Annotated in this window: 21 protein-coding genes; 12 read left to right on the forward strand and 9 right to left on the reverse strand. The window is 62.8% G+C overall.

All coding sequences use genetic code 11. The annotated features are described in order from the left end of the window. Positions 1-151: 151 nt before the first annotated feature. Positions 152-703, forward strand: a complete 552-nt coding sequence (locus BGO80_RS05085) for a sigma-70 family RNA polymerase sigma factor (RefSeq protein WP_286719547.1) — start codon at positions 152-154, stop codon at positions 701-703. Beyond that, the gene (locus BGO80_RS05090; protein WP_286719549.1) at positions 700-1,338 is read left to right on the forward strand and encodes a DUF1109 domain-containing protein; all 639 of its coding nucleotides are present in this window, start codon (positions 700-702) and stop codon (positions 1,336-1,338) included. The genes BGO80_RS05085 and BGO80_RS05090 overlap by 4 nt, the downstream gene beginning before the upstream one ends. 6 nt (positions 1,339-1,344) lie before the next feature. On the opposite strand, the gene BGO80_RS05095 is transcribed toward BGO80_RS05090, so the two are convergent. Beyond that, positions 1,345-1,995, reverse strand: coding sequence for a ThuA domain-containing protein (locus tag BGO80_RS05095; RefSeq protein ID WP_126151196.1), 651 nt, complete (start codon positions 1,993-1,995; stop codon positions 1,345-1,347). Between the two features lie 245 nt (positions 1,996-2,240). Between BGO80_RS05095 and BGO80_RS05100 the strand changes: the two genes are divergently transcribed. Further along, a complete protein-coding gene (locus BGO80_RS05100) occupies positions 2,241-3,848 on the forward strand; it encodes a bifunctional metallophosphatase/5'-nucleotidase (protein ID WP_126151197.1) in 1,608 nt (535 codons plus the stop codon). Positions 3,849-3,892: 44 nt separating this feature from the next. Here BGO80_RS05100 and BGO80_RS05105 read toward each other — a convergent pair whose 3' ends face one another. Beyond that, positions 3,893-4,264: a response regulator gene (locus BGO80_RS05105; RefSeq protein WP_286719552.1), complete on the reverse strand. Its 372-nt coding sequence runs from the start codon at positions 4,262-4,264 to the stop codon at positions 3,893-3,895. 229 nt (positions 4,265-4,493) lie between these two features. Here BGO80_RS05105 and BGO80_RS05110 point away from each other — a divergent pair, with 229 nt between their 5' ends. Continuing rightward, on the forward strand, positions 4,494-4,889 hold the full coding sequence (locus tag BGO80_RS05110; RefSeq protein WP_286719553.1) for a hypothetical protein: 396 nt from the start codon (positions 4,494-4,496) through the stop codon (positions 4,887-4,889). Between the two features lie 70 nt (positions 4,890-4,959). On the opposite strand, the gene BGO80_RS05115 is transcribed toward BGO80_RS05110, so the two are convergent. From BGO80_RS05115 to BGO80_RS05145, 7 genes are all read right to left on the reverse strand, one after another. Then, positions 4,960-5,211 (reverse strand): GlsB/YeaQ/YmgE family stress response membrane protein, encoded by a 252-nt coding sequence (locus BGO80_RS05115; protein WP_126151200.1) that lies wholly within the window; start codon positions 5,209-5,211, stop codon positions 4,960-4,962. 117 nt (positions 5,212-5,328) lie between these two features. Continuing rightward, positions 5,329-6,372 (reverse strand): Gfo/Idh/MocA family protein, encoded by a 1,044-nt coding sequence (locus tag BGO80_RS05120; RefSeq protein ID WP_126151201.1) that lies wholly within the window; start codon positions 6,370-6,372, stop codon positions 5,329-5,331. A 157-nt stretch (positions 6,373-6,529) separates the two neighbouring features. Beyond that, a complete protein-coding gene (locus BGO80_RS05125; RefSeq protein WP_286719561.1) occupies positions 6,530-7,318 on the reverse strand; it encodes a ThuA domain-containing protein in 789 nt (262 codons plus the stop codon). Positions 7,319-7,492: 174 nt separating this feature from the next. Then, complete coding sequence (locus BGO80_RS05130; protein WP_126151203.1) at positions 7,493-8,497, reverse strand: ABC transporter ATP-binding protein; 1,005 nt, start codon at positions 8,495-8,497, stop codon at positions 7,493-7,495. 13 nt (positions 8,498-8,510) lie between these two features. Next, positions 8,511-9,356 (reverse strand): carbohydrate ABC transporter permease, encoded by an 846-nt coding sequence (locus tag BGO80_RS05135; RefSeq protein ID WP_126151204.1) that lies wholly within the window; start codon positions 9,354-9,356, stop codon positions 8,511-8,513. Beyond that, positions 9,356-10,339, reverse strand: coding sequence for a carbohydrate ABC transporter permease (locus BGO80_RS05140; RefSeq protein ID WP_126151205.1), 984 nt, complete (start codon positions 10,337-10,339; stop codon positions 9,356-9,358). The genes BGO80_RS05135 and BGO80_RS05140 overlap by 1 nt, the downstream gene beginning before the upstream one ends. Before the next feature lie 130 nt (positions 10,340-10,469). Beyond that, positions 10,470-11,741: an ABC transporter substrate-binding protein gene (locus tag BGO80_RS05145; RefSeq protein ID WP_164550407.1), complete on the reverse strand. Its 1,272-nt coding sequence runs from the start codon at positions 11,739-11,741 to the stop codon at positions 10,470-10,472. Between the two features lie 486 nt (positions 11,742-12,227). Between BGO80_RS05145 and BGO80_RS05150 the strand changes: the two genes are divergently transcribed. The 8 genes from BGO80_RS05150 to BGO80_RS05185 all read left to right on the forward strand — a co-directional run bounded on the left by BGO80_RS05150 (position 12,228) and on the right by BGO80_RS05185 (position 22,867). Then, the gene (locus BGO80_RS05150; protein ID WP_286719564.1) at positions 12,228-13,244 is read left to right on the forward strand and encodes a substrate-binding domain-containing protein; all 1,017 of its coding nucleotides are present in this window, start codon (positions 12,228-12,230) and stop codon (positions 13,242-13,244) included. Between the two features lie 261 nt (positions 13,245-13,505). After that, entirely contained in the window at positions 13,506-14,612 is a 1,107-nt protein-coding gene (locus BGO80_RS05155) for an ABC transporter substrate-binding protein (protein WP_126152035.1), read from the forward strand. A 160-nt stretch (positions 14,613-14,772) separates the two neighbouring features. Next, entirely contained in the window at positions 14,773-15,654 is an 882-nt protein-coding gene (locus BGO80_RS05160) for an ABC transporter permease (RefSeq protein ID WP_286719566.1), read from the forward strand. Beyond that, a complete protein-coding gene (locus tag BGO80_RS05165; RefSeq protein ID WP_126152037.1) occupies positions 15,651-16,442 on the forward strand; it encodes an ABC transporter permease in 792 nt (263 codons plus the stop codon). Before BGO80_RS05160 ends, BGO80_RS05165 begins: the two co-directional genes overlap by 4 nt. A 2-nt stretch (positions 16,443-16,444) precedes the next feature. Beyond that, a complete protein-coding gene (locus tag BGO80_RS05170) occupies positions 16,445-17,509 on the forward strand; it encodes an ABC transporter ATP-binding protein (protein ID WP_286719568.1) in 1,065 nt (354 codons plus the stop codon). Between the two features lie 80 nt (positions 17,510-17,589). Further along, positions 17,590-18,423 (forward strand): 3-mercaptopyruvate sulfurtransferase, encoded by an 834-nt coding sequence (gene sseA / locus BGO80_RS05175; protein ID WP_286719569.1) that lies wholly within the window; start codon positions 17,590-17,592, stop codon positions 18,421-18,423. Between the two features lie 125 nt (positions 18,424-18,548). Continuing rightward, positions 18,549-19,739, forward strand: coding sequence for an efflux RND transporter periplasmic adaptor subunit (locus tag BGO80_RS05180; RefSeq protein WP_286719570.1), 1,191 nt, complete (start codon positions 18,549-18,551; stop codon positions 19,737-19,739). A gap of 14 nt (positions 19,740-19,753) precedes the next feature. Next, a complete protein-coding gene (locus BGO80_RS05185) occupies positions 19,754-22,867 on the forward strand; it encodes an efflux RND transporter permease subunit (RefSeq protein WP_286719572.1) in 3,114 nt (1,037 codons plus the stop codon). The last annotated feature ends 880 nt before the right edge of the window (positions 22,868-23,747 follow it).

Genomic DNA, 23,747 nt, shown 5'->3' on the forward strand with positions numbered 1-23,747 from the left:
CCCTTGTCGGACCGCAGCCCCTGCCACGGTTCATGACCAGCCATTCGCGCCATCCAGTGTCGCGGTTACAGCTTCACGCGAGCGTGTTCGCCTGTCGCTTTTTTCTCGCCCGCGTGTAACCTTCCCCCACCCCGCTGCGAATGGGTTGGCAATGCGGACTGATGCCACGGAACAGAAGATGCGCACGCTGATGCTGGCGGCGCTGGATGGCGATGCGGTCGCCTATCGCGCACTGCTGTCCGAATTGACCCGCTATCTGCGCCCCTGGTTTGCCCGCCGCCTCACCCCCGCCCATGCCGCGCACGCGGAGGATCTCGTGCAGGAGACATTGCTGGCCGTGCACACCAAGCGGCACACCTATGACCGAACCCGTCCGTTTACCGCCTGGCTGCACGCTGTGGCGCACCACAAATTCGTCGATCACATCCGCCGCTATGCCATCCGTCCAACCGTGCCGCTCGACGACGATGCCCCGATCTTCGCCCCGGACAGGGCGACGGACAGCGCTGATCGACATGATGTCGAAGTCGCCCTGGCGCTGGTACCGGGGCGCACCGCAGACCTCATTCGCCAGACCCGGCTGGAAGGCGCCACGGTGGCCGAGGCGGCCGCCCTGCACAATATGAGCGAGACCGCCGCCAAGGTGTCGATCCACCGCGGCCTCAAATCGCTGATGCAGAAATTTGCGGGGGGCGGAAAATGACCGACGACCTCATCGCGCGTCTCGCCAGTGACCTCCGGCCGATACCGCCGAGGGCGCTGGAGCGGCGGCTTGTCTTGGCGCTGGTGCTGGGGCTCATCGTCACGCTCGCCGGAGGCTATGTGCTGTTTGCCATGCTGATGGGCCGCCCCTTTGGCGCTGCCTTCGGCGGGCCGATGTTCTGGGTCAAGTTCGCCTATACTTTGGGGATCGGTGCCCTGGCCGCTGCCGCCGCGCCCACGCTGTCGCGCCCGGATGGGCAAAAGCTCTGGCCGCTGGCCGCTATCGGCGCGCTGATCTTGCTTGCGCTGATATCGGGCGTTCTGGTCTGGAGCGGCACGCAATGGAGCATGCCGGAACTGATGGGGGCCACCGCCATGGTCTGCCCCTGGCTCATCACCCTGTCGGGCGCACCCATCCTGGTCGCGATGATCATGGCCATGCGCCGCTTTGCGCCGCACTCGCCCACTCTGGCGGGCCTGGCTGCCGGGCTGGTTGCCGGCGGGCTCGGCGCCTGGGCCTATGCCTTTTACTGCGGTGAGACCGGCATGATGTTCATGGCGGTCTGGTACACGCTGGGCATTGCCATGACCGCACTGCTCGGCGCGATCATGGGGCGTGTGCTGCTGCGCTGGTAGGCGGACCTATTCGTCGCGGGCGGCCCAGTTCATACCGCGGCGCATAATGGTGGCCATGTTGGAATTTTCGAATTCCTTGGCGGCGTGGCCGAGCGTCATGTGGAAGACACGGCCCTTGCCATGCTTGCGCTTCCACACCACCGGCATCACCACGCCCTCGATCCAATGCGCATGCTCGCCCGTGAACGTCGTCGTCGCCAGCACCTCGTTGGAGGGATCGACATGCATGTAATATTGCTCGGACGTATAGGGGAAGGACGGCTTGATGCCGGCCATGATCGGATCTTCGGGCTTGGTGACATCGACAGTGTAGTCGATGATATTGCCCGGATGGGCGACCCATTGGCCGCCAACCATGAACTGATAGTCGACCGCCTCGCGGAAGGCGTCGCTCATGCCGCCATGGTGGCCGGCAAGGCCCACTCCGCCTTCCACCGCCTTGGTGAGGTTCTCGGCCTCTTCCTTGGCGATCTTGCTCATGGTGAAGATCGGGATGATGAGCGACAGGTCATGAATGGACGGATCGGCGAAAGCGCTGGTTTCCGTGGCGGTGCGAACCGAGTAGCCGTCTTCATGCAGCCAGCGACGATAAATGGTCGCGCACTCTTCCGGATCGTGGCCTTCCCAGCCGCCATAGACAATCAAAGCACTACGCATAGAGAAATACCCCGCAAATCAAACGCGGCGGAGAATACCCTACTCAGTCGGTATTGAAACCCCGCACGATGTCATCCCCCGCGGACGTGTTCAGCCGAACCGATTTTGACCAAAAGGTCCACTTTCCCCTGTCACAAATACCTGCTTAACTGTTTGCGACGCTGCCAGCCCGCCGCAAGGGGACTTATCAGGCCCCGTCCCGGCGCTGGCGGTGTTTCTCGCCAAGAGCAAAAGGGATAACAGGGATGAAGAAGTTACTGCTGGGCGCCACTGCGCTCACACTCTGCGCTGGATTCTCCAGCGCCGCCTATGCCGAGTTTACGCTCAACATCCTGCATATCAACGATTTCCACTCGCGCTTCGGCCCGATTACCAGTTCCGATTCCAACTGCGCCCCCGACAATGATGCGGCCGGGGAATGTTTCGGCGGCGTTGCCCGCCTCAAGACCGCCATCGACGCCAAGCGTGCCGAGCTCGACGGCCAGAATGTCGTCCTGCTGGACGCCGGCGACCAGTTCCAGGGTTCGCTGTTCTATACCCAATATCGTAGCGAGATCATCGCCGAGTTCGCCAATGACCTGGGCATCGAAGTCATGGCCGTGGGCAACCACGAATTCGACGACGGCCCCGAAGAGCTGGCCAAGCTGCTCGATGCGGTGAAGTTCCCGATCATTTCGGGCAATACCAATGTCGACAACGAGCCGCTGCTGGCCGGTCGTATCGCCGGCACCCATGTGCTTGATTTCGGCGGCGAAAAGGTCGGCATCGTCTCGGCGCTGGCCGAAGACACCGACGAAACCTCCTCGCCGGGCGACAATGTCGAGTTCGAAGACACTTTTACCAGCCTGCGCGCCCAGGTGGATGCGCTCAAGGCGGCCGGCGTCAACAAGATCATCGCCCTGACCCATGTCGGCTATGCCCAGGATCTGCAGATCGCCGCCAATGTGCCGGGGATCGACGTGGTGGTTGGCGGCCATTCGCACACCCTGCTTTCCAACACCGATGAAAAGGCGCTTGGCCCCTACCCCACCATGGTCAATGGCCCGGACGGCCATGAAGTGCCGGTGGTCACGGCCTATTCCTATGGCAAGTATCTCGGCGACCTGGTCGTCACCTGGGATGACGATGGCAATGTGACCACCGCCGATGGCGCGCCCATCCTGCTCGACGCTTCGGTCGCGCCCTATGAGGCCTATGTCACCCGCCTCGCCGAGCTCGAAGAGCCGATCCAGGCCCTGATGGCCGAGGTCATCGGCGTCGCCACCGCGCCCATCGATGGCAGCCGTGAAACCTGTCGCGCGGTGGAATGCGAGATGGGCAATCTCGTCGCCGACGCCATTCTTGATCGCGTCGCCGATCAGGGCGTCACTATCGCCTTCCAGAACGGTGGTGGCCTGCGCGCCTCGATCGACGCCGGTGACATCACCATGGGTGAAGTGCTGACTGTGCTGCCCTTCTCCAACACCCTGGCTACGGTGGAACTCTCCGGCGCCGATGTCATCGACGCGCTCGAGAACGGTGTGTCCGATGTCGAGAATGGCGCTGGCCGCTTCGCTCAGGTTGCCGGTCTCAAATACAGCTATACCCTGGCCAAGCCAGCCGGTGAGCGCGTGAGCGACGTCATGGTCAAGGGTGATGGCGACAGCTGGGTGCCGATCGACGAGGAAGGCACCTACAAGATCGTCACCAATAACTATACGCGCGGTGGTGGCGACGGTTACGGCACCTTTGCCGAAGGTACCAATCCCTACGATTTCGGCCCGCCGCTGGAGCAGGTTCTGGCCGACTACATCGCCAAGCAGGGTGGCGAATACACGCCCTATACCGACGGCCGTATCACCGTCATCAAATAGGGCCCACCGCCCTCAAACAGAAAGGGCGCCGCTGGCGCCCTTTTTTATGCCCTCTGCATGGCGCTGACGATCTGTTCGGGCCGCCATGGCTTGGCAATGAAAGCGCTGTCCTCCGGCAATTCGCCTGAAAACGGCCGGCGACCGCCCGAGACCACGATAATGCGGATATGCGGCCACATGAACCGCACATGGTTGGCCAGCACCAGGCCGCTGCGCGTGCCCGGCATCTGCACATCGGTGATCAACCCGACAAAGGCGTCGCCCGACGTTTCGAGGATGCTGAGCGCCTCTGCCGTGCTCGCGGCTTCCCAGGCCTTGTAGCCATGTTCGGCAACCAGCTCCGCGATTTCCATGCGGATCATGGGTTCGTCATCGACGATCAAGATGGATTTGCCAAACGCGGTACTGGTGCTCATGGCAGCATGAACCCGCCGCATCACACGAAGTTCCAGCGGGTGTCGATCACATTCCAAACACGCCGGCGGTTCGCGCATGGCACAAAAAGCGTCCATGCGCCTTTTCCTTTGCAATCAAGGCTTTGCCTAAACTTGACCTTGGTGTTGCCCAAACTTTGCCGGCATTGGCGGCCACTCGGTCACGGTCTCGTGAAGAGGCAATTTGAGTTCATTCAGCAGAGTTTCGAACATGAAGCCATTTGCAATTGCCGCCATTCTCGCCACCACACTGACCCTGACCGCCTGTGGCGATGCGCCGGACAAGCCTGCCGAAACGCCCGCCGCCACGACCCAGACCGCTCCGGCCGCCGATCCAGCGCCAAGCGAGGCGCCGGCCGTCTCCATCGAAGTGCCGGCCAACACCATGGTTCCCGGCACCAACATGACGGTGGAACAGGCTCAGCAGCAGGTGCAGGCCCAGGTGGAAGAGCTGAAGCTGACCGACGATGAAAAGCGTCAGGCGGTGGCCGATGCACGCAAGGCTGCAGAAGATGCCGCCCGTACCGCGGGTCTCACCAATGAACAGATCACCCAAGCCGGCGACGCCGCCGAGCAGGCCGCCAAGACCATGTTCGGCATCCAGTAAGCCTGAAATCTGCTGCGAACAAAAAAGGCCCCGCCGATTGTGGCGGGGCCTTTCTCATATCTTGGGTGCTTCAAGCGCGACGGGCGATCTGACTCCAGGCCAGCAGGATGATCACCGCGCCGACGATCGAGGCGATAAAGCCGGCGCCATCACCGGGCGAATACCAACCGATCGCCTGGCCCAGCCAGGTCGCGACAACCGAGCCGACGATGCCGAGCACCGTGGTGAGAATGAAGCCGCTCGGCTTGTTGTCGCCGGGAGTGATCCACTTGGCGATGAGGCCGGCGAAAAAGCCGATGATGATGGCCCAGAGAATGCCCATTTTTGACGCTCCGTGTTCGGGTTCTTCAATAAGTCGGCATGGGCCCCGGCGGTTGCAAGGCCCATAAAAGAAAGGCCCGCATTGCTGCGGGCCAGGATTGGCTTGGAGGCCTGAAAATTACACCCGATGTTCGGTGCGGTCGCGGTCGGTGACCGTGGCCAGATCCAGCACCTTCTGGATATTGGTGGCGTGGCGGAAGCTGGGCTCGAGATTTTTGCCCAGCCGCACCGCCTCGGCAAAGCGCTGGTAATTGGTCGGCACCGGGCCAACCTCCACTTCGCTCCAGGTGCCGGTCTCGACGTCATCGCCGAGGCAGGTGAGCAGCTTGGACCAATCGTGGCGGTGCTGGATTTCGATCGAGCCCTTCTCGCCATAGACGCGCAGCCGCAGCTCGTTGAAGTGGCCGGTGGCCCAGCGGCTGGCATGCACCACGCCCAATGCGCCATTTTCCAGCTGCGCCGTCATGGCAAAGCTGTCATTGGCGTCGAGATCATATTCGCCGATCTGGTTGCCCGGCGCCTTGTCGAAGGTTTCGAGCCGGCAGAAGACGCGCGAGAAGTCGCTGCCCGCGCCATAGGCGGCGAAGTCGAGGATATGCACGCCGATATCGCCCAATACGCCATTGGAACCGTGCTTCTTGGAAAGGCGCCACAGCCACTGGCTTTCGGTGCGCCAGTCGCCCCAGGCCTTCGACACCAGCCAGCTCTGCAAATAGCTCGCCTCGAAATGCTTGACCGTGCCCACGGCGCCGGACTGCACGATTTCGCGCGCCTTCTGCAATTGGGCGACATTGCGATAGGTGAGATTGACCATGTTCACGAGGCCCAGCCGCTCGGCCGTCTCGGTCATTTCCATGGCCTTGGCATGATCGGTCGCCAGCGGCTTTTCGCAGAACACATGCTTGCCGGCATTGAGCGCGGCCATGGTGGTGGGATGGTGGATGCTGTCGGGGGTGACATTGGCCACCGCGTCGAACTCGCCCCAGGCCAAAGCTGCGTCGAGCGAGCCGAAACCGCGCTCGATGCCATGGGTCTGGTTGAACGCCTCGACCCGCGCCGGATCGACATCGACGCCACCGGCCAGGGTCACGCCCTCGATCGCAGCAAAATGCTTGGCATGCTGATTGGCCATGCCGCCGGTTCCCAGGATGAGGATCCGCATCTTCTTTATTCCCGTATCGGCCCGTTGGACCGGATTGTTTCAAAGCACTCGATGTCACCCCGGCACCGGCCGGGGTCCATCTTGAAATATCAACTCGTCCAACCACTTCAGGATGTCCCCGGCCTTTGCCGGGGTGACACCGTGAGTCTGGAAAGGCCTACTTCTTCACTTCACCCGCATGATCGGCGGCGGAGAGTTTTGCACCGCGCTCCTCGATCTTCTCGATGGCTTCGCCCACCGGGGTGTTCGGGGCCTTCATCAGATGCGCGTGGCGATCGCCGTTATAGGCCCAGTTCACCGCATTGCGCAGCACCTTGCCGACATTGGCGTCGTGATAGGTCGGATAGGTTTCGTGACCAGGACGGAAATAGAAGATATTGCCCGCACCGCGCCGATAGGTCAGACCCGAGCGGAAGACTTCGCCGCCCTGGAACCAGGACACGAACACCGTTTCCAGCGGCTCGGGGACGGTGAAGGGCTCGCCATACATTTCTTCATATTCGAGCTCGAAATAGGGCGGCAGGCCCTTGGCGATCGGATGGCCGGGATTGACAACCCAGAGCCGCTCGCGCTCGCCGGCCTCGCGCCAGTGCAGGTTTGCGGGCGAGCCCATCAGGCCCTTGAACACCTTGGAATGGTGGCCCGAATGCAGCACGATCAGGCCCATGCCTTGCCAGACATGCTCCATGACGCGCTTGACCACCACGTCGTCGACCTTGTCATGGGCGGCATGGCCCCACCAGATCAACACATCGGTATTGCTCAGCGCCTCTTCGGTGCAGCCATGTTCGGGCTCTTGCAACGTCGTGGTCTTGACCGAGATATTGCTGTCCTCGGACAACAGGGATGCGATCTGGTTGTGCATGCCCTTGGGGTAGTTCTCGGCCACGACCTTGTTCTTCTGCTCGTGAACGTTTTCGCCCCAGACCAGGGTACGGATCGGCATCGTGTAGTCTCCTATTCGAGATTGGGGTCCCGCCTGGGGCGCCCTATATCATTGGGGGTGTCCCCGGAGAAAGCGGGACCTCCGGGATTGACCTCGGAGCCCCCGCCATTCGGAGCCACAGTCTTGCAGTCAAAGGTGACGGAGTGAGGACCGCACCGATGAAAATGTCGTGCCTCAGCGGATCGGCTTGCCGGCCTCGTCGAAGCGGTGGATCTTGTCTTCCAGCGGCGAAACGCGCACGCGGTCGCCGCTATGGTGCTGGGCGGTGCCTTCGAGGCGCACCACAACCGGCTCTTCGGTGCCCATTTCCAGATAGACATAGGCGTCGGCACCGAGATTTTCGGTATGGATCACCGTGCCCTCCCAGATGCCGTCCGGCTTGATCTGCATGTGCTCGCCGCGAATGCCCAGCGTCGTGCAGTTGAACGCGGCAGCCTTCTCCCCGGCGAGGAAATTCATCTTGGGCGAGCCGATAAAGCCGGCGACGAAGATGCTGTCGGGCTTTTCATAGAGCTCGAGCGGCGTGCCGACCTGCTCGACCAGGCCATCGCGCAGCACGCAGATGCGGTCCGCCAGCGTCATCGCCTCCACCTGGTCATGAGTCACGTAGATCATCGTGACATTGTTCATTTCCTCATGCAGCTTGGCGATCTCGATACGGGTCGCCACGCGCAGCGCCGCATCGAGATTGGACAGCGGCTCGTCGAACAGGAACACTTTGGGGTCGCGGGTGATGGCGCGCCCGATTGCGACGCGCTGGCGCTGACCGCCCGACAGCTGCTTGGGCAGCCGGTCGAGATATTGCCGGATTTGCAGCATGTCGGCGGCCTTTTCGACGCGCCGGCGGATCTCTTCCTTGTCCTTGCCCTTTTCCAGCGTCAGCCCGAAGGCCATGTTCTCGTAGACCGTCATATGCGGATAGAGCGCATAGGACTGGAACACCATGGCGATGCCGCGCTTGGACGGCGCCAGGGCGTTGACCACCTGTCCGTCGAACAGCATTTCACCCGAGGTGATGTCTTCGAGACCCGAGATCAGGCGCAACAGCGTGGACTTGCCGCAGCCCGACGGGCCGACAAAGACCATGAATTCGCCCTTCTTGATGGACAGGTCCACCCCCTTGATGACGTCGACGACGCCGAAGGACTTGCGGACATTGCGAAGCTCGATGCTTGCCATTTTTGTAAACTCCTTAGCCCTTCACACCGCCGGCGGTCAGGCCGGACACGATCTTGCGCTGGAAGACGAGAACCAGAAACACCAGCGGCACGGTGACGACAACCGACGCGGCCATGATGATGCCCCAGGGGATTTCATATTGTGACCCGCCCGACAGCAGCGCGATGGCCACCGGCACGGTGCGCGTCGCATTGGACGAGGTGAAGGTCAGAGCGAACAGGAACTCGTTCCAGGCGCCGATAAAGGCGAGCAGGCCCGTGGTCACCAGCGCCGGCCACATCAGCGGCATGAACACGCGGGTAATGATGACCCAGGGGGTGGCCCCGTCGACAATGGCGGCCTCCTCGATCTCGATCGGCAATTCGCGCATGAAGGTGGTGAGCACCCAGACGGTGAATGGCAGGGTGAAGATCGTATAGGAGAAGATCAGCGCCCAGGGCGTGTTGTAGATGCCCAGAAGACGGATGACCTCGAACAGGCCGGCCAGCACCGCGATCTGCGGGAACATGGACACGGCCAGGATCGTCATCAGCAACAGCCCCCTGCCCCGGAACCGCACGCGGCTGAGGGCAAAGGCGGCGGTCACCGCCAGGAACAGTGCCAGGATCACCGTCACCGAGGCGACGAAGATCGAGTTGAGCAGGTTCTGCACGAAGCTGCCCTGACTGAACACCTGCACATAATTGTCGAGACTGAAGCTGGTCGGCCAATAGGTGACGCGGAACAGGTCAGTGCCCGATTTGAAGCTGGTCAGGATCGCGTAGTAAAACGGGAACACCGCCACCACCACGATGAACGCCACCAGCGCGTAGAACAAGACGCTCTTGGTGAATTTCCAGAGATCGAAGGTCGCGCCCATTACCGGTCTCCCCCATCGAAGCGCACGCGACCCAGCCAGATATAGAGAACGGTCAGGATGGCGATGATCAGGAACAACAGCGTCGACATGGCCGAGCCATAGGCGAAATTATCGAAGTCGAAGAGGTTTTCGCGCGCCAGCACGCTCATGGTCTTGGTGGCGGCGCTATTGGGCGTCAGCACATAGATCAGGTCGAAAATGCGCAGTGCGTCGAGCAGGCGGAAGATGATCGCTACCATCAGCGCCGGGCGAACCAGCGGCAGGGTGATGCGGAAGAACTGCTTGATCGGATGCACGCCATCGATCTCGGCAGCTTCATAAATGTCGCGCGGGATCATCTGCAGGCCGGCCAGGATCAGCAGCGCCATGAACGGGGTGGTCTTCCAGATATCGACGATCAACACGGCGGTCATCGCCGTCTCGGGATTGGCGGCCCAGGCGATCTTGGTGCTGATCAGGCCCAGATTGAACAGCATGTCATTGATGATGCCGAACTGGTCATTGAGCATCCAGCCCCACATGCGGGCCGACACGATGGTCGGAATGGCCCAGGGGATGAGAATGGCGGCACGCACGAGGCCGCGACCGCGGAAATTGGCATTGAGCACCAGCGCGACGATCATGCCGAACACCGCTTCCAGGCTCACGGAGACCACGGCAAAGCGCAGCGTGTTCCAGACCGCGTTCCACCAGGCCGGATCGACCAGCAGGCCGCGATAGCGCACCGCTCCGGTGCTCTCGATTACAGACCAGCGCAGATAATTGCCAAAGCCGATGAACTCGGCACCATAAAGATCGGTGAGCGAGGCATCGGTGAACGAAAACCAGATGGAGCGCATCAGCGGCCAGCCGGCCACCACCGCCAACGCCGCCATCATCGGCAGCAGGAACCAGCGGGCGGCTGCCACGCGCTGCTTCATCAATTCCGACCGTTCGGCGCGCCGGGGCGCAGGCCGTGCGGTCGACAAACTCTCTGTCGTCATTTGCTAACCCCCTGCCGGATCGGCTGCCCTCGGGCGCCATGCCGGGCTTCAGCGCCCCGCGAGCCGGTAGTGTGACTGAAGACCCCTCCCGGTCGAAACCGGGAGGGGCTGTGCAACGTGCCGGGAGGACTTACCAGCCATTGCCCTTGAGGTCGGTGAGGTCGGCCTCGAGGATTTCGAGGTTTTCAGCGGCAGTGCCATTGCCCGACAGGGTATTGTGGACCGCGCTCCAGAACATCGAGGAGACTTCGTTATAGTCGGTCTTGGTCGGCGCGGACGGACGCGGCACGGCGTTCTGGAAGATAGCCTTCCAGTTGGCCATGAAGGGCGAAGCAGCCAGCACGTCGGCGTCATCATAGAGCGCTTCGATGGTGGGCAGGTTCGACTGCTCGATGGCGCGCTCCTTCTGCACTTCCGGGGAGGCCAGGAACTTGGCCAGCTCGATGGCGGCTTCCGGATCGGGCGAGTACTTGGAGACGGCAACGTTCCAGCCGCCCAGGGTCGCAGCCGAACGGGCGCCTTCGCCGTCACCGGCCGGAAGCGGAGCCACGTCGAACTTGCCCTTCACCGCGGAGTCATCGCCATTGCCCAGCGCATAGGCATAGGGCCAGTTGCGCATGAACACCGAATTGCCGAGCTGCCAGACACCGCGGCTTTCTTCTTCCTGATAGGCGAGCACGCCATCGGGAGCGATCGTGCCAACCCAGCCGGCAGCGCGGTCGATAGCGGCAGCGGCCTGCTCGTTGTTGATCGAGATCGAGCCATCGGCTTCGATGATCTGGCCACCGCCATTGGACATGACCCATTCAAGGGCGTCGCAGGTCAGGCCTTCATAGGCATTGCCCTGGAACACGAAGCCCCACATGTCCTGGTTGCCCGCTTCGGCGCGTTCGGCATCCATGATTTCCTTGGCAGTGGTCTCGAGCTCAGCCCAGGTGGTCGGCACCGACTTGCCGTGCTTTTCGAGCAGGTCCTTGCGGTAGAACAGCGCCGGCGCGTCGGTGAAGGCCGGCAGGGCCACCAGCTTGCCGTCAACGGTCTGCGACTCGATGATCGAGGGGAAGTGCTGGGCGACGATATCCTTGGCGGCATCGGTGAGGTCGAGGAACTGGTCGGCAAGCTGCGGCGCCCAGATCACGTCGGTCTGATAGACGTCGATATCGGTATTGCCCGCTGCCAGCCACAGGCGGTACTGGCCGAACTGGTCGGAGGTGGACGAGGGCATCGGCACCACGGTCACCTTGTGGCCGGTTGCGGCCTCGAACTTGTCGAGCTGGCTGCGCAGGAACGCCAGGCCGGTGCCGGTATCGCCGGAGACAATGGCCAGGTCGGCGGCCTGGGCCGCGCCCGCCACCAGCGTTACGCTGGCCATCAGGCCGATAAGCATCTTCTTGAGCATCATTTGGTATCCTCCCGAAATATCCAGAACACAGGGAAGATGATGCAGAATGACCGTGCGCGATTGCGCCGGTCTCGTGCCCTCCTCCCCGAAAGCGCCTTGCACAGCGGTATCCATCAGCTGTTTTCAAAGCGCTTTGAATGAAAAAGAACCAGACGCCACAATTACTGTCAAGAAGGTCGCCGGCAGAAATTTACCGATTTTCTGGCATCGTCCAAGAAATTGATTTGATTTCAACGACCTAGACAAGAGACTAGGGAAAATTCCCTAAAACACCGCAATTGACCAGTGAGGTACGCACCTCAGAAATCGAAATCGTTTCAGGCCTCTTGCGCCCAAATTTGAAATCGCTTTGAATGAATTTGGAGGAGGAAGGCGGCGAGCCCTGTTCAATGGTCCCCGCCTGCCCTAATGGCTGGACGAACCCTTTGCCCGCGCGAGAAAACGGGCAGCAGACAGGGCGTCCTTCCATCAGGGCCACATGCCGAAATGAGACTGAAAGATCTCGCCGAACATCTGGGCCTGTCGCAGACCACGGTCAGCCGTGCGCTCAACGGCTATCCCGAAGTCAACGAGGCCACGCGCCGCCGCGTTGCCGCTGCCGCCACGCAATTGGGCTATCGTCCCAATGCCAGCGCGCTGCGCCTGGCCACTGGCCGCGCCGGCGCCGTCGGCATGATTCTGCGCGGCTCCAGCGAGTTTGGCCCCCATACCAGCGAGTTCCTGGGCGGGCTGGGCGGGCGCATGTCGGGCGAGGAGATCGACCTGCTGGTCTCCACCGTCTCGACCTATGAAGAAGAGGTCGCCGCCTATCGTCGCCTCGCCGCCAGTCAGAAGGTCGATGCGGTGGTGCTGCATTCACCCAGCCTGCATGACGAGCGGGCCGAATTGCTGCTGGACCTCAAAATCCCCTTTGTGCTGCATGGCCGCACCAATATCGGCAAGCCGCTGGCCTGGCTGGATATCGACAATACCGGGGCCCTCGAGCGTGCCACCAGCCATCTGCTCGATATGGGCCATCGCCGCATTGCGCTGCTCAATGGCGTCAAGGGCCGCACCTTTTCCGAGCATCGCGAAATCGGCTATCTCGCCGCCCTCTCGGCCCGAGGCGTCCCCTTTGACAGCGCGCTCATGGGCAATTCGGTGTTTACCGACGAAGTCGCTTTCCGGCTGACCCAGTCCATGCTCGAACTGCGCCCTCGCCCGACCGCCTTCCTCGCCGGCTCGATGATGACCGCGCTGGGCGTGTTCCGCGCCATTCGCCAAGCCGGGCTGGAACTGGGCACCGACGTCTCCATGATCGCCCATGACGACGTCTTCCCCTATCTCAACGCCGACAACATGTACCCCACCATGTCGACAACCCGCTCCTCCATCCGCCAGGCCGGTGTGCGCATTGCCGAACTGATCGTGCAACTCCTCGCCGGCAAGCCCGCCGAAGACATCCACGAACTCTGGCCCGTCGAACTCGTCCTCCGCCAAAGCTCCGGCCCACCGCGGCTGTGAGGCGCCCTCTGGACCAAAATTTTGACCATCTGGACGAAACTGTCACAATTGGGCAATCTGCACGCTGCGGCTGGGAGGACGCGAGGAGAGGGATTAGGACAGGCATATCGCTGATATAGCGCGACTTGCGCCCTGCAAGGGCCCGCGCTGCACCGTCACCGAATAGTCATTGCACTGTCATCTTGCCCCTCTACTCCCTCGCCCGTTCGCCGGAGCACCGTGTGTCGGGCTCGCGAAAAAAGTCATACAGGGAGTCCTACAATGACCTTGAAGTCTGCACTTACCGCTTCGGTTTCGCTGCTGACGGTGCTGAGCATCTCCGCACCCGCCTTCGCCCAGACCGATCTTGCTGCCCTCTATGAAGCCGCCAAGGGCGAAGGTCAGCTGACCGTCATCGCCCTGCCCCACAATTGGTGCGGCTATGGCGACGTGATCGCCGGCTTCAAGGCCAAATATCCCGGCATCAATGTCAACGAACTCAATCCCGATGCCGGTTCGGCCGACGAGCTCGAAGCCGTCCGCGCCAACAAGGGCAATGCCGGCCCGCAGGCCCCCGACGTGCTCGATATCGGTCTCGCCTTCGGCCCTGCCGCCAAGGATGAAGGCCTGCTGCAGCCGTATAAGGTGTCGACCTGGAGCGAAATTCCGGACGATGCCAAGGATGCCGACGGCTACTGGTATGGCGACTATTACGGCGTCATGGCCTTCCTCGTGAACAAGGACCTCGTCTCCACCGCGCCGACCGATTGGGCCGACCTGACCAAGTCCGAATATGCCAATGGCGTCGCCCTTGCCGGTGACCCGCGCGCCTCCGCCCAGGCCATCCAGTCCGTCTATGCGGCAGGTCTCGCCAAGACCGGCGCCGACGAAGGCGCAGCCCAGGCTGGCCTCGACTTCTTCAAGTCCGTCAACGATGCCGGCAATTTCGTTCCGGTGATCGGCAAGGCCGCTTCGGTCGCCCAGGGCACGACCCCGATCCTGATCGCCTGGGACTATAACCTGCTCGCCTGGCGCGACAGCTTCGAAGGCAATCCGGAAGCCGAAATCGTCGTGCCGAACACCGGCGTTGTGGCCGGCGTTTATGTCCAGGCCATCTCGGCCTATGCCCCGCACCCGAACGCCGCCAAGCTCTGGATGGAATACCTCTATTCCGACGAAGGTCAGCTCGGTTGGCTCAAGGGATATTGCCACCCGATCCGCTTCAACGCCATGTCCGAAGCCGGCCTGATCCCGCAGGACATGCTCGACGCGCTGCCGCCGGCAGAGGCCTATGCCAAGGCCGTCTTCCCGACCATCGAGCAGCAGAACGCCGCCAAGGAAGTCATCACCTCCGGCTGGGACTCCACCGTCGGCGCCAACGTTCAGTAGAGCCGGAAATACACCTCCGCCGCGTCATGTGGCGGAGGTAACTCCATCTCTCCACGCCGTCATTGCCCGGCTTGACCGGGCAATCCATGCGGCGCCGAATGGACCACCGGGACAAGCCCGGTGGTGACGATTGTTGAGCGATCGGGGTTCTGACGCGACGATGACCAACGCACTAGCCACCGCCTCCACCCCCCGCCGCCGCCTTTCCCTCGAATGGCTTGGCGTCGCGCCCTTCGTCATCTTTGCGGTGATGTTCCTGATCCTGCCCACGCTCTACCTGATCGGCGCCGCCTTTACCGGGCGCGACGGGCAATTCACCTTCGAGAACATCGCCGGGCTCTTCACCGACCAGATTCTCGCCGCCTACTGGATTTCCATCCGCATATCCGGCGCTTCGGCCATTATCGGCGCGCTGATCGGCCTCGCCATCGCGCTGGCCATCATTCGTGGTCGCCTGCCGGCCCCGCTGCGCTCCGCCGTGATGACCTTTTCCGGCGTGGCCTCAAATTTTGCCGGCTTGCCGCTAGCCTTCGCCTTCATCTCGACGCTGGGGCGGCTTGGCCTCGTCACCATCATTCTCAAAACCGTCTTCGACATCGACATCTATCGCGCCGGTTTCAACCTGCTCAGCTTCTGGGGCCTCACCCTCACCTATCTCTATTTCCAGATTCCGCTGATGGTGCTGATGATTGCGCCTGCCATCGACGGGCTGAAAAAGGAATGGAGCGAAGCCGCGCAGACGCTTGGCGCCTCCACCTGGCAATTCTGGCGCTATGTCGGCCTGCCGATCATCTGGCCCAGTTTCCTCGGCACCCTCAGCCTGCTCTTCGCCAATGCCTTTGGCGCCATTGCCACCGCCTATGCGCTGACAGGCTCCTCGCTCAACATCGTGCCCATCTTGCTCTATGCACAGATCCGCGGTGATGCCCTGCAGAATCCGGGCCTCGGCGCTGCCCTGGCCTTGGGTATGATCGCCATCACCGCTTTGGCCAATATCATCTATCTCGTCATCTCCGCCCGCGCCGAGAGGTGGATGCGATGAAACAGTCAAAGCTCTGGGCCTGGGTGATTTTCGGTCTCGGCGCCGCCTATTTCCTCGTGCCGCTGATCGCCACCTTCGAGTTTTCGCTGAAGATGCGGCGCGGCTATTATAGCTTCGACAGCTACGCCTCGGTATTTTCCGACCCGACTTTCCAGGCCACCTTTGGCTATTCCACCGTGGTGGGGCTTCTGGCCATTGTCGTCGGCGTGCTGATCGTGGTCCCTGCGGTCTATTTCGTGCGCCTGCGCCTGCCGCATCTGCGTCCGCTGATGGAATTCATCACCCTGCTGCCGCTGATCATTCCCGCCATCGTCCTGGTCTATGGCTATATCCGGCTCTACAATTCCTCTTCCTGGATCCCCTTCACTGGATCGGCCTTCGGCACCGATATCCTCCTCACCTTCGGCTATGTGACCCTGGCGCTGCCCTATATGTACCGGGCCGTCGATACCGGCATGCGCACCATCGATATCAAGACGCTGACCGAAGCCGCGCAGATCATGGGGGCATCGACCACCACCATCATTGCGCGCATCATCCTGCCCAATATTCTCGTCGCCGTGCTCTCCGGCGCCTTCCTGACCTTCGCCATCGTCATCGGCGAATTCACCATAGCGAGCCTGCTCAACCGGCCGGCTTTCGGGCCTTATCTGCAGAATGTCGGCGCCAACCGCGCCTATGAGCCCTCGGCACTCGCCATTCTATCGTTTGTTATCACCTGGGGCGCCATGGGCATGATCAACGTGCTCGGCCGCTTTGCCCCCCGCACCTCCGCCCGGACGGATTGACCATGACCGACGAAAATTTCCTCCGCGTCGATGCGCTGACCAAGAATTACGGCGCCAATACCGTGGTCAAAGGCGTCAGCTTCGGCTTCGGCAAGGGCGAGTTTATCTCCCTGCTCGGCCCCTCGGGCTGTGGCAAGACCACCATCTTGCGCATGATCGCCGGCTTCGAAACACCGACCTCGGGCACGATCACGGTGGACGGGCAGGATATTACCCATCTCAAGCCCAATCAGCGCCAGCTGGGCATGGTGTTCCAGGCCTATGCGCTGTTCCCCAACCTTACGGTCGGCGACAATATCGGCTTCGGGCTCAAGGTGTCCGGCGTCGGTCGCGACGAGCGCCGGGCGCGCGTCGAAGAGATGCTGAAACTCATCGGCCTGCCCGGCTATGAAAGCCGCTTCCCCTATGAAATGAGCGGCGGCCAGCAACAGCGCGTTGCCTTGGCCCGCGCCATTGCCCCCAAGCCGCGCCTCCTGCTGCTCGACGAACCGCTCTCCGCCCTCGACGCCAAGATCCGCGTCTCGCTGCGCGAGGAAATCCGCGCCATTCAGCGTGAGCTCGGCATCACCACCGTCTTCGTCACCCATGATCAGGAGGAGGCGCTTTCGATCTCCGACCGCATCGTGGTGATGAATGCGGGCAATATCGAACAGATCGGCAGCCCGCACGATATCTATAACCGCCCCGCGACGCGCTTCGTCGCCACCTTTGTCGGCCAGCTCAATACCGTACCGGCCACAGTGCAGGACCCGGCGAACGGGCATGTCGTGCTTGGCGGCCAGACCCTTACGCTCAAGGCCCTTCCGGCCGGAGCCAAACCGGGCGATACAGTGTCCCTGACGCTGCGCCCCGAAATGCTCTCCCTTGCCGCGCGCCCGGAGACCGATCTCGTCCTCTCGGCCAAAATCGTCGATGTCAGTTTCCTCGGCTCGGTTGTGCGCCTGCGCGTCGATCTCGACGGCACCATTGTCAGCATCGACACCTTCAACAACCAAGCCAAGCCCCCCGAGCGCGGTGAAACCGTCAACCTGCATCTGGCCTCACGCGACCTGCTGGTTCTGTCCTGAGGCCCCGGCCGCGACGCAATTGCATTTGACCCGGCGGGGTCTGGGCTCCATCCTGTGGCGACTTGCTCGGAGTCGCTGACATGGACGCATTTTTCGTTACCACCGACTGGCTGGCCCAGCATCTTTCGGACCCCAATCTGGTCGTCGTCGACGCCAGCTGGCACATGCCCAATACCGCCCGCAACGCCCAGGCCGAATATCTTGCCGGGCATATTCCGGGTGCCGTGTTCTTCGATATCGATGGCATTGCCGATACCAGCACCGACCTGCCACATATGCTGCCGGCCCCCAATGACTTTTCCCGCATGGTCGGTGCCCTCGGGATTTCCGACCAGTCCACCATCATCGTCTATGATGAAATCGGTCTGCTCAGCGCCCCACGCGTCTGGTGGACGCTGCGCACCTTTGGCGCCAAGACCGTCTATATGCTCGAAGGCGGCGGCCCCAAATGGCGCGCCGAACGTCGCCCCATCCAGGCGGGATTGGTGGCGCGGGCGCCGGCGCGTTTCGACACCAGCTTCGACGCCAGCCGCGTTGCCGACTTCATCCGCGTCCGCGATCGCTCCCGCGATGGTGCAGCCCAGATCATCGACGCCCGCCCGGCCCCGCGTTTCCACGCCGAAGTGCCCGAGCCGCGCGCCGGCCTCCGCGGCGGCCATATTCCCAACAGCCTCAACGTGCCGGTTGGCCTGTTGACCGAGAACGGCAAGCTGAAATCCACCGATACGCTGCGCGCTCTCTTTGCCGAGCGCGGCGTCGATCTCGATCGACCGATCATCACCTCCTGCGGTTCAGGCATTACCGCAGTGGTGCTTGGACTGGCGCTTGAGAGGGCCGGCGCTCGCGATATCGCCATTTACGACGGCTCCTGGACCGAATGGGGCGCGCGGCCGGATGCGGAAATCGAGAGCTGACGCTCGCATCGATGGCATCTTTCTTCGAGGTTACGGCATTGTAATGTCGGCCTCGGCCTGGGCCTGCTACTCTATCTGAACCCCATTGCAGCGCCGATTTGGCCGACGCACAGTCGAGGTTCTCATTGATACGGCAAATTCTGGCTTGTCTCGTCATCCTGCTTGTTGCCGCCATCGGCTGGCTTTTCCTGGTGCCTGGCGCGCCTGAAACATTGGCGAAAGCCGGCATAATCCTCCCCTTCGGACCCAGCGTGCAGGAGACTGCCGCGGCCGGTCGTCCGGCTGGCGGACCAGGTGCTCGCCCAGGCGGCGGCGGAGGAGGTCCCGGTGCTCGCCAGGTCAACGTCGTCACCTCCGCAGTCAAGTCCGCCACCATCAATGCCGGCCTTGCCGCAATCGGCGAAGGCTCCGCCGCGCGCTCGGTGACTGTGGTCGCCACATCAGGCGGTGAACTGGCCGAAGTGGCGGTGCGCCCCGGCCAGCAGGTGAAGTCAGGCGACATCATCGCCCGTTTCACCGCCGAGACCGAGCAGATCGACTATGACCGCGCCCGCCTTGCCGCCGACGATGCCCAGGCCGCTCTTGCCCGCACCGAGGGCATGGCCAATAGCAATCTCGTCGCCGCCACGGCCCTCACTGCCGCCCAGCTGGCCGCCGCCAATGCCGATCTGGCGCTGCGCAATGCCGAACTGGCTCTCGCGCGCCGCACCATCACCAGCCCAATCGACGGCACGGTCGGCCTCCTTCGCGTCACCCCCGGCAACTACGTCGCCGCCCAGACCGCCATCACCACGGTGGATGACACCTCGTCCATTCTCATCGATTTCTGGGTGCCCGAAAGCTACGCCGCCCAGCTGTCCCCCGGCATGCCGGTCACCGTCTCGGCCTTGGCGCTGCCCGGCCGCGATTTCTCCGGCGACATCTCGGCCATGGACAGCCGCATCGACCCGGCCAGTCGCACATTGCAGGTGCAGGCCGAAATTCCCAATCCCGACAATGCCCTGCGCGCCGGCATGAGCTTTTCGGTGAGCCTGGCCTTCCCCGGCGAAACCTATCCCGCGGTCAATCCCCTGGCCATTCTGTGGTCAGCCGAGGGCTCCTATGTCTGGCAATATCAGGACGGCACAGCCAAGCGCGTCATGGCCGAAATCGTGCAGCGCAACAGCGACGGGGTGCTGGTCCGTGCCGACCTTCTACCCGGCGACGCCATCATCACCGAGGGCATATTGCAGTTGAGCGACGGCATGGCCGTAACCCTGCTCGACGGGCCCGATGGCTCGGACGAGGGCGCGCCGGCCCAATCGGCAAGTCGATAAGGAGGCCGCGTTCCATGTCCATAGCCACCAAGAACGAACGCGGCGGCACCATGGCGGCCTTCTTCGTGCGCCGCCCCGTCATGGCCATCGTCGTCAATGCCCTGATCATGGTGGCCGGCATGGCCGCCCTGCTCGGCATCGAGGTGCGCGAACTGCCGCGCGTCGAGCGGCCCGTCCTGTCCATTTCCACCAGCTTTACCGGCGCTGCCGCCGAAACCGTGGACCGCGAAGTCACCGCCGTGGTCGAGGGCGCCGTCGCCCGCATTCAGGGTGTCTCCGCAATCTCCTCCAGCTCCTCGGTGGGCAATAGCCGCGTCACGCTGGAATTCAGCGAAAGCACCGATCTCGACGTCGCCACCTCCGATGTGCGCGACGCGCTGGGCCGCATCACTCGCAGCCTGCCGACTGGCGCTGACGCGCCGGTGATCTTCAAGGCCGACAGCGACGCGCAGGCGGTGATGCAGCTGGCAGTGACCTCGGACAGCATGAGCATTGCCGAGCTGTCCGAACTGGTGAGCACCACTGTGTCCGAGCGCCTGGGTGCCGTGGACGGCGTGGCCGAAGTGCAGGTCTATGGCACGCGCAGCACCGCCTTCGAGATCGATGTCGACCCGCTGAAGCTCGCCAGCCGCGGCCTCACCGTGGCCGATATCCGCAACGCCGTCTCCACCATCGCCTTTGACGCGCCCGCTGGCTCAATCAATGGCCCCAATCAGAACATCTCCGTCCGCGCCATTTCCGAGGTGACCCGCCCCGAGGATTTCGAAAAGCTCGAGATCAACAGCACCACACGATTGGGCGACGTAGCCACCGTAGTGTTCGATGCCTCCGCCAGCACGTCCGCTATTCGCGCCGATGGCGTGCCCGGCATTGGCCTCGGCATCGTGCGCCAGGCCCAGTCCAACACCATTGCCATCTCCCAGGCGGTTCACGCCGCCGTCGACAGCCTCAACCAGACGCTCCCGCCCGGTGTCAGCGTCAAGATCTCCAGCGACGAGGCCGTATTCATCGAGGGTGCCCTGCACGAGGTCGAGATCGCCCTGATCGTGGCGCTCATCGTCGTCATTGGCATCATCTATCTGTTCCTGCTCGACTGGCGCGCCATCATCGTGCCAGCCATTTCCATGCCGATCGCCCTGCTCGGCGCCGTTGCCGGCATGTATCTGGCGGGTTTTTCGCTCAACATCATCACGCTCCTGGCTTTGGTGCTGGCCACCGGCCTCGTGGTCGACGACGCCATCGTCGTGCTCGAAAACATCGTGCGCCGCCGCAATCTCGGCGCCGGCCCCCGCGCCGCCGCCGTGCTCGGCACCCAGGAAGTGTTCTTCGCCGTCATCGCCACCACGCTGACGCTCGCCGCCGTCTTCGTGCCGCTCTCCTTCCTCGAGGGGCAGTCGGGCCAGCTGTTCCGCGAATTCGGCTTCACCCTCGCCATTGCCGTGCTGCTCTCCTCCATCGTCGCCCTTTCCATGGGCCCCATGGTGGCGTCCCGCTTCCTCAAATCCGGTGGCGACGCCCCCAAACCCAGCCCCTTCTCCAGGCTGGGAGGTGCCGCGTCCTGGTTCTACCGCACCACGTTGCGCGTCGCCCTGCGCAACCCTGCCGTCGTCATCCTGGTGGCGCTGCTTTTTGCCGGCTCGGCCTATTTCGTCTATGGCAATCTCCGCCAGGAGATCACCCCGGCCGAAGACCGCTCGATGATCAATCTGCGTGTCTCCGCCCCCAATACCGTCAGCCTCGATTTCGTCCGCACCCGCCTCGGCCAGGTGGAAGCCATGCTGCAGCCCTATGTGCAGAGCGGCGAAGTGCGCTCCATTTTCGTCCTCTCCGGCTGGGGTTCGGGCGGCTCGCTCACCCTCACCCTCGCCCCCTGGGGCGAGCGCACGCGCAGTCAGCAACAGATCGCCAGCGAAATCAGTGCCTTGATGGCAGAGGTGCCTGGCGTCCGTGCCTCGGTCGGCCAGGGCAATAGTTTGGGCATACGCGGCGGCGGCTCCGGCCTGCAATTCGGTGTCGCCGGCTCCGACTATACCAAGCTGGCCGAAACCGCCGAAACCATCTCCGAGGCGCTGCAGGAGGATGGACGCTTCGGCCGCGTCACGGTTAATTTCGACACCACTCAACCGCAGCTGACCCTGACAGTCGATCGCGCCCGCGCCGACGCGCTGGGGATCGACATCAACGGCCTCGCCACCACCATGCAGGCAATGATCGATGGCGCCAATGTCGGCAATATCTTCATCAACGACCAGAGCTATAGCGTACGTATGGTCTCGACCAGCAATCCGGTCAACGACCCGCGCGACCTCGAAACCCTGTTCGTGAAAACCGGCGATGGCCGCTATGTGCCGATGTCGACCATTGCCACCATCACCGAAGCCGCCGTGCCGCCCTCGCTGCGCCGCGAACAGCAGCGGCGCGTCGTCACCGTCACCGCCAGCCTCGAGGATGGCATGGCGCTGGGCGACGCCTATGCCGAGCTGCAGCGCATCGCCGCCCCGCTCCTGCCCGAAGGCACGACCTTGCTCCCCCTGGCGGAAGCCAAGACACTGGGCGAGGCCAACAATGCCCTGTTCCTGACCTTCGGCTTCGCACTGGTCATCATTCTCCTGGTGCTGGCCGCACAATTCGAGAGTTTCTGGAGCGCTATCATCGTCATGGCCACCGTGCCCTTCGCGGCGGCGGCCGGGCTCTACGCCATCCTCCTCACCGGCGGCAGTCTCAACATTTTCAGTCAGATCGGGCTGGTGCTCGTCGTGGGGATCATGGCCAAGAACGGTATTCTGATCGTCGAATTCGCCAATCAATTGCGCGATCGTGGGCTTTCCGTGCCCGAGGCAATCGAACAGGCTTCCAATATCCGCCTGCGCCCGGTGATGATGACCATGTTGGCCACCATTCTAGGCGGCGTGCCCCTGGTGCTGGCCCAAGGTGCCGGCGCCGAAGCCCGCGCCGCCCTCGGATGGGTCATCGTCGGCGGCCTCGGCTTCGCCGCCATTGCCACCCTCTACCTCACCCCGGTCGCCTACCTGCTCCTCGCCCGCTTCTCCAAACCCAAAGTGGAAGAAGAAGCCCGCCTCGAACGCGAACTCGACGCGGTGAATGCACAGGCCGGTGCTTTTGACTAACCTTTGCCCAGAACGCGATACAACTCCTCCCCCTTATTGAGGGGGAGGTTGGGTGGGAGTGTGCAGCGCGCTCATTGCCATATGCGACAGCCTGCACTTGAAAGGGCTATTGCATTTGGAAACGTCAGCCTACGAGGCACCCAGAGGGGCTCTGAGACTTTGGCTTCTGGCAGGACAGGCGCAATAAGCACCATTCCGCCCTCGGGCGCGAGCCGAGGGCCTGTCGGCGAGCCGCCGCGGGCAATGGCGCGCGAGGATGGCGGACCTCGGGTCAAACCCGAGGGCGGTGTGTTGGGTGAAACACCATGTGCAGACCGGCAGCGCCAACTCGCCCCAGGCCGAGAGCGGGGCGAGATGTGAGCCCATTACCCACATGCCGCTATGCGATACCCCTTCCCGCAAGCGCAGGGAGACCGTCCGTTATTCTAGGCAAACCGTTTTGCCCAGGACGCGATGCAACTCCTCCCCCTCCTTCAGGGGGAGGTGGGGTGGGGGTGTGCAGCGTACTCAGCCTCAGCGCCATGCGATAGCCGGCACTTGAAGGAGCTATCGCATGCATTTCACCCCAAGATGCACCCAAAGGGACTCCGAGACTTTGGATCTTGGCACGACAGGCCCAACCAGCCCCATTCCGCCCTCGGGCTCGACCCGAGGGCCTGTCAGCGAGCCGCCGCAGGCATTGGCGCGCGGGGACGGTGGCCCTCAAGCGCAATCCTGACACTATCCCGACCGAGCTGCCGAACTCAGGCCCAGACAATGCCAATCGTTTTGAACTGTGAGTTTGTCATTTTGATTTGGTTTGAACGACGAAAAGCCCCGGTTTTGAGGCCGGGGCTTTTGGATTGGTTTTGAGACGGTAAAGAGATGGGACGTGTGTTTG

This window comes from Devosia sp. 63-57 (assembly GCF_001899045.1).
Taxonomy (GTDB): Bacteria; Pseudomonadota; Alphaproteobacteria; order Rhizobiales; family Devosiaceae; genus Devosia; species Devosia equisanguinis.

What these genes read in the sequence shown, in the direction of transcription:
- BGO80_RS05125 (WP_286719561.1), bottom strand. Translation starts at nt 7,318, where the DNA reads ATGCCGATCCGTACCCTGGTCTGGGGCGAAAACGTTCACGAGCAGAAG.
- BGO80_RS05150 (WP_286719564.1), top strand. Translation starts at nt 12,228, where the DNA reads ATGAGACTGAAAGATCTCGCCGAACATCTGGGCCTGTCGCAGACCACG.
- BGO80_RS05140 (WP_126151205.1), bottom strand. Translation starts at nt 10,339, where the DNA reads ATGACGACAGAGAGTTTGTCGACCGCACGGCCTGCGCCCCGGCGCGCC.
- BGO80_RS05170 (WP_286719568.1), top strand. Translation starts at nt 16,445, where the DNA reads ATGACCGACGAAAATTTCCTCCGCGTCGATGCGCTGACCAAGAATTAC.
- BGO80_RS05145 (WP_164550407.1), bottom strand. Translation starts at nt 11,741, where the DNA reads ATGATGCTCAAGAAGATGCTTATCGGCCTGATGGCCAGCGTAACGCTG.
- BGO80_RS05105 (WP_286719552.1), bottom strand. Translation starts at nt 4,264, where the DNA reads ATGAGCACCAGTACCGCGTTTGGCAAATCCATCTTGATCGTCGATGAC.
- BGO80_RS05185 (WP_286719572.1), top strand. Translation starts at nt 19,754, where the DNA reads ATGTCCATAGCCACCAAGAACGAACGCGGCGGCACCATGGCGGCCTTC.
- BGO80_RS05110 (WP_286719553.1), top strand. Translation starts at nt 4,494, where the DNA reads ATGAAGCCATTTGCAATTGCCGCCATTCTCGCCACCACACTGACCCTG.
- BGO80_RS05120 (WP_126151201.1), bottom strand. Translation starts at nt 6,372, where the DNA reads ATGCGGATCCTCATCCTGGGAACCGGCGGCATGGCCAATCAGCATGCC.
- BGO80_RS05095 (WP_126151196.1), bottom strand. Translation starts at nt 1,995, where the DNA reads ATGCGTAGTGCTTTGATTGTCTATGGCGGCTGGGAAGGCCACGATCCG.
- sseA (WP_286719569.1), top strand. Translation starts at nt 17,590, where the DNA reads ATGGACGCATTTTTCGTTACCACCGACTGGCTGGCCCAGCATCTTTCG.
- BGO80_RS05115 (WP_126151200.1), bottom strand. Translation starts at nt 5,211, where the DNA reads ATGGGCATTCTCTGGGCCATCATCATCGGCTTTTTCGCCGGCCTCATC.
- BGO80_RS05155 (WP_126152035.1), top strand. Translation starts at nt 13,506, where the DNA reads ATGACCTTGAAGTCTGCACTTACCGCTTCGGTTTCGCTGCTGACGGTG.
- BGO80_RS05100 (WP_126151197.1), top strand. Translation starts at nt 2,241, where the DNA reads ATGAAGAAGTTACTGCTGGGCGCCACTGCGCTCACACTCTGCGCTGGA.
- BGO80_RS05160 (WP_286719566.1), top strand. Translation starts at nt 14,773, where the DNA reads ATGACCAACGCACTAGCCACCGCCTCCACCCCCCGCCGCCGCCTTTCC.
- BGO80_RS05135 (WP_126151204.1), bottom strand. Translation starts at nt 9,356, where the DNA reads ATGGGCGCGACCTTCGATCTCTGGAAATTCACCAAGAGCGTCTTGTTC.
- BGO80_RS05090 (WP_286719549.1), top strand. Translation starts at nt 700, where the DNA reads ATGACCGACGACCTCATCGCGCGTCTCGCCAGTGACCTCCGGCCGATA.
- BGO80_RS05130 (WP_126151203.1), bottom strand. Translation starts at nt 8,497, where the DNA reads ATGGCAAGCATCGAGCTTCGCAATGTCCGCAAGTCCTTCGGCGTCGTC.
- BGO80_RS05085 (WP_286719547.1), top strand. Translation starts at nt 152, where the DNA reads ATGCGGACTGATGCCACGGAACAGAAGATGCGCACGCTGATGCTGGCG.
- BGO80_RS05165 (WP_126152037.1), top strand. Translation starts at nt 15,651, where the DNA reads ATGAAACAGTCAAAGCTCTGGGCCTGGGTGATTTTCGGTCTCGGCGCC.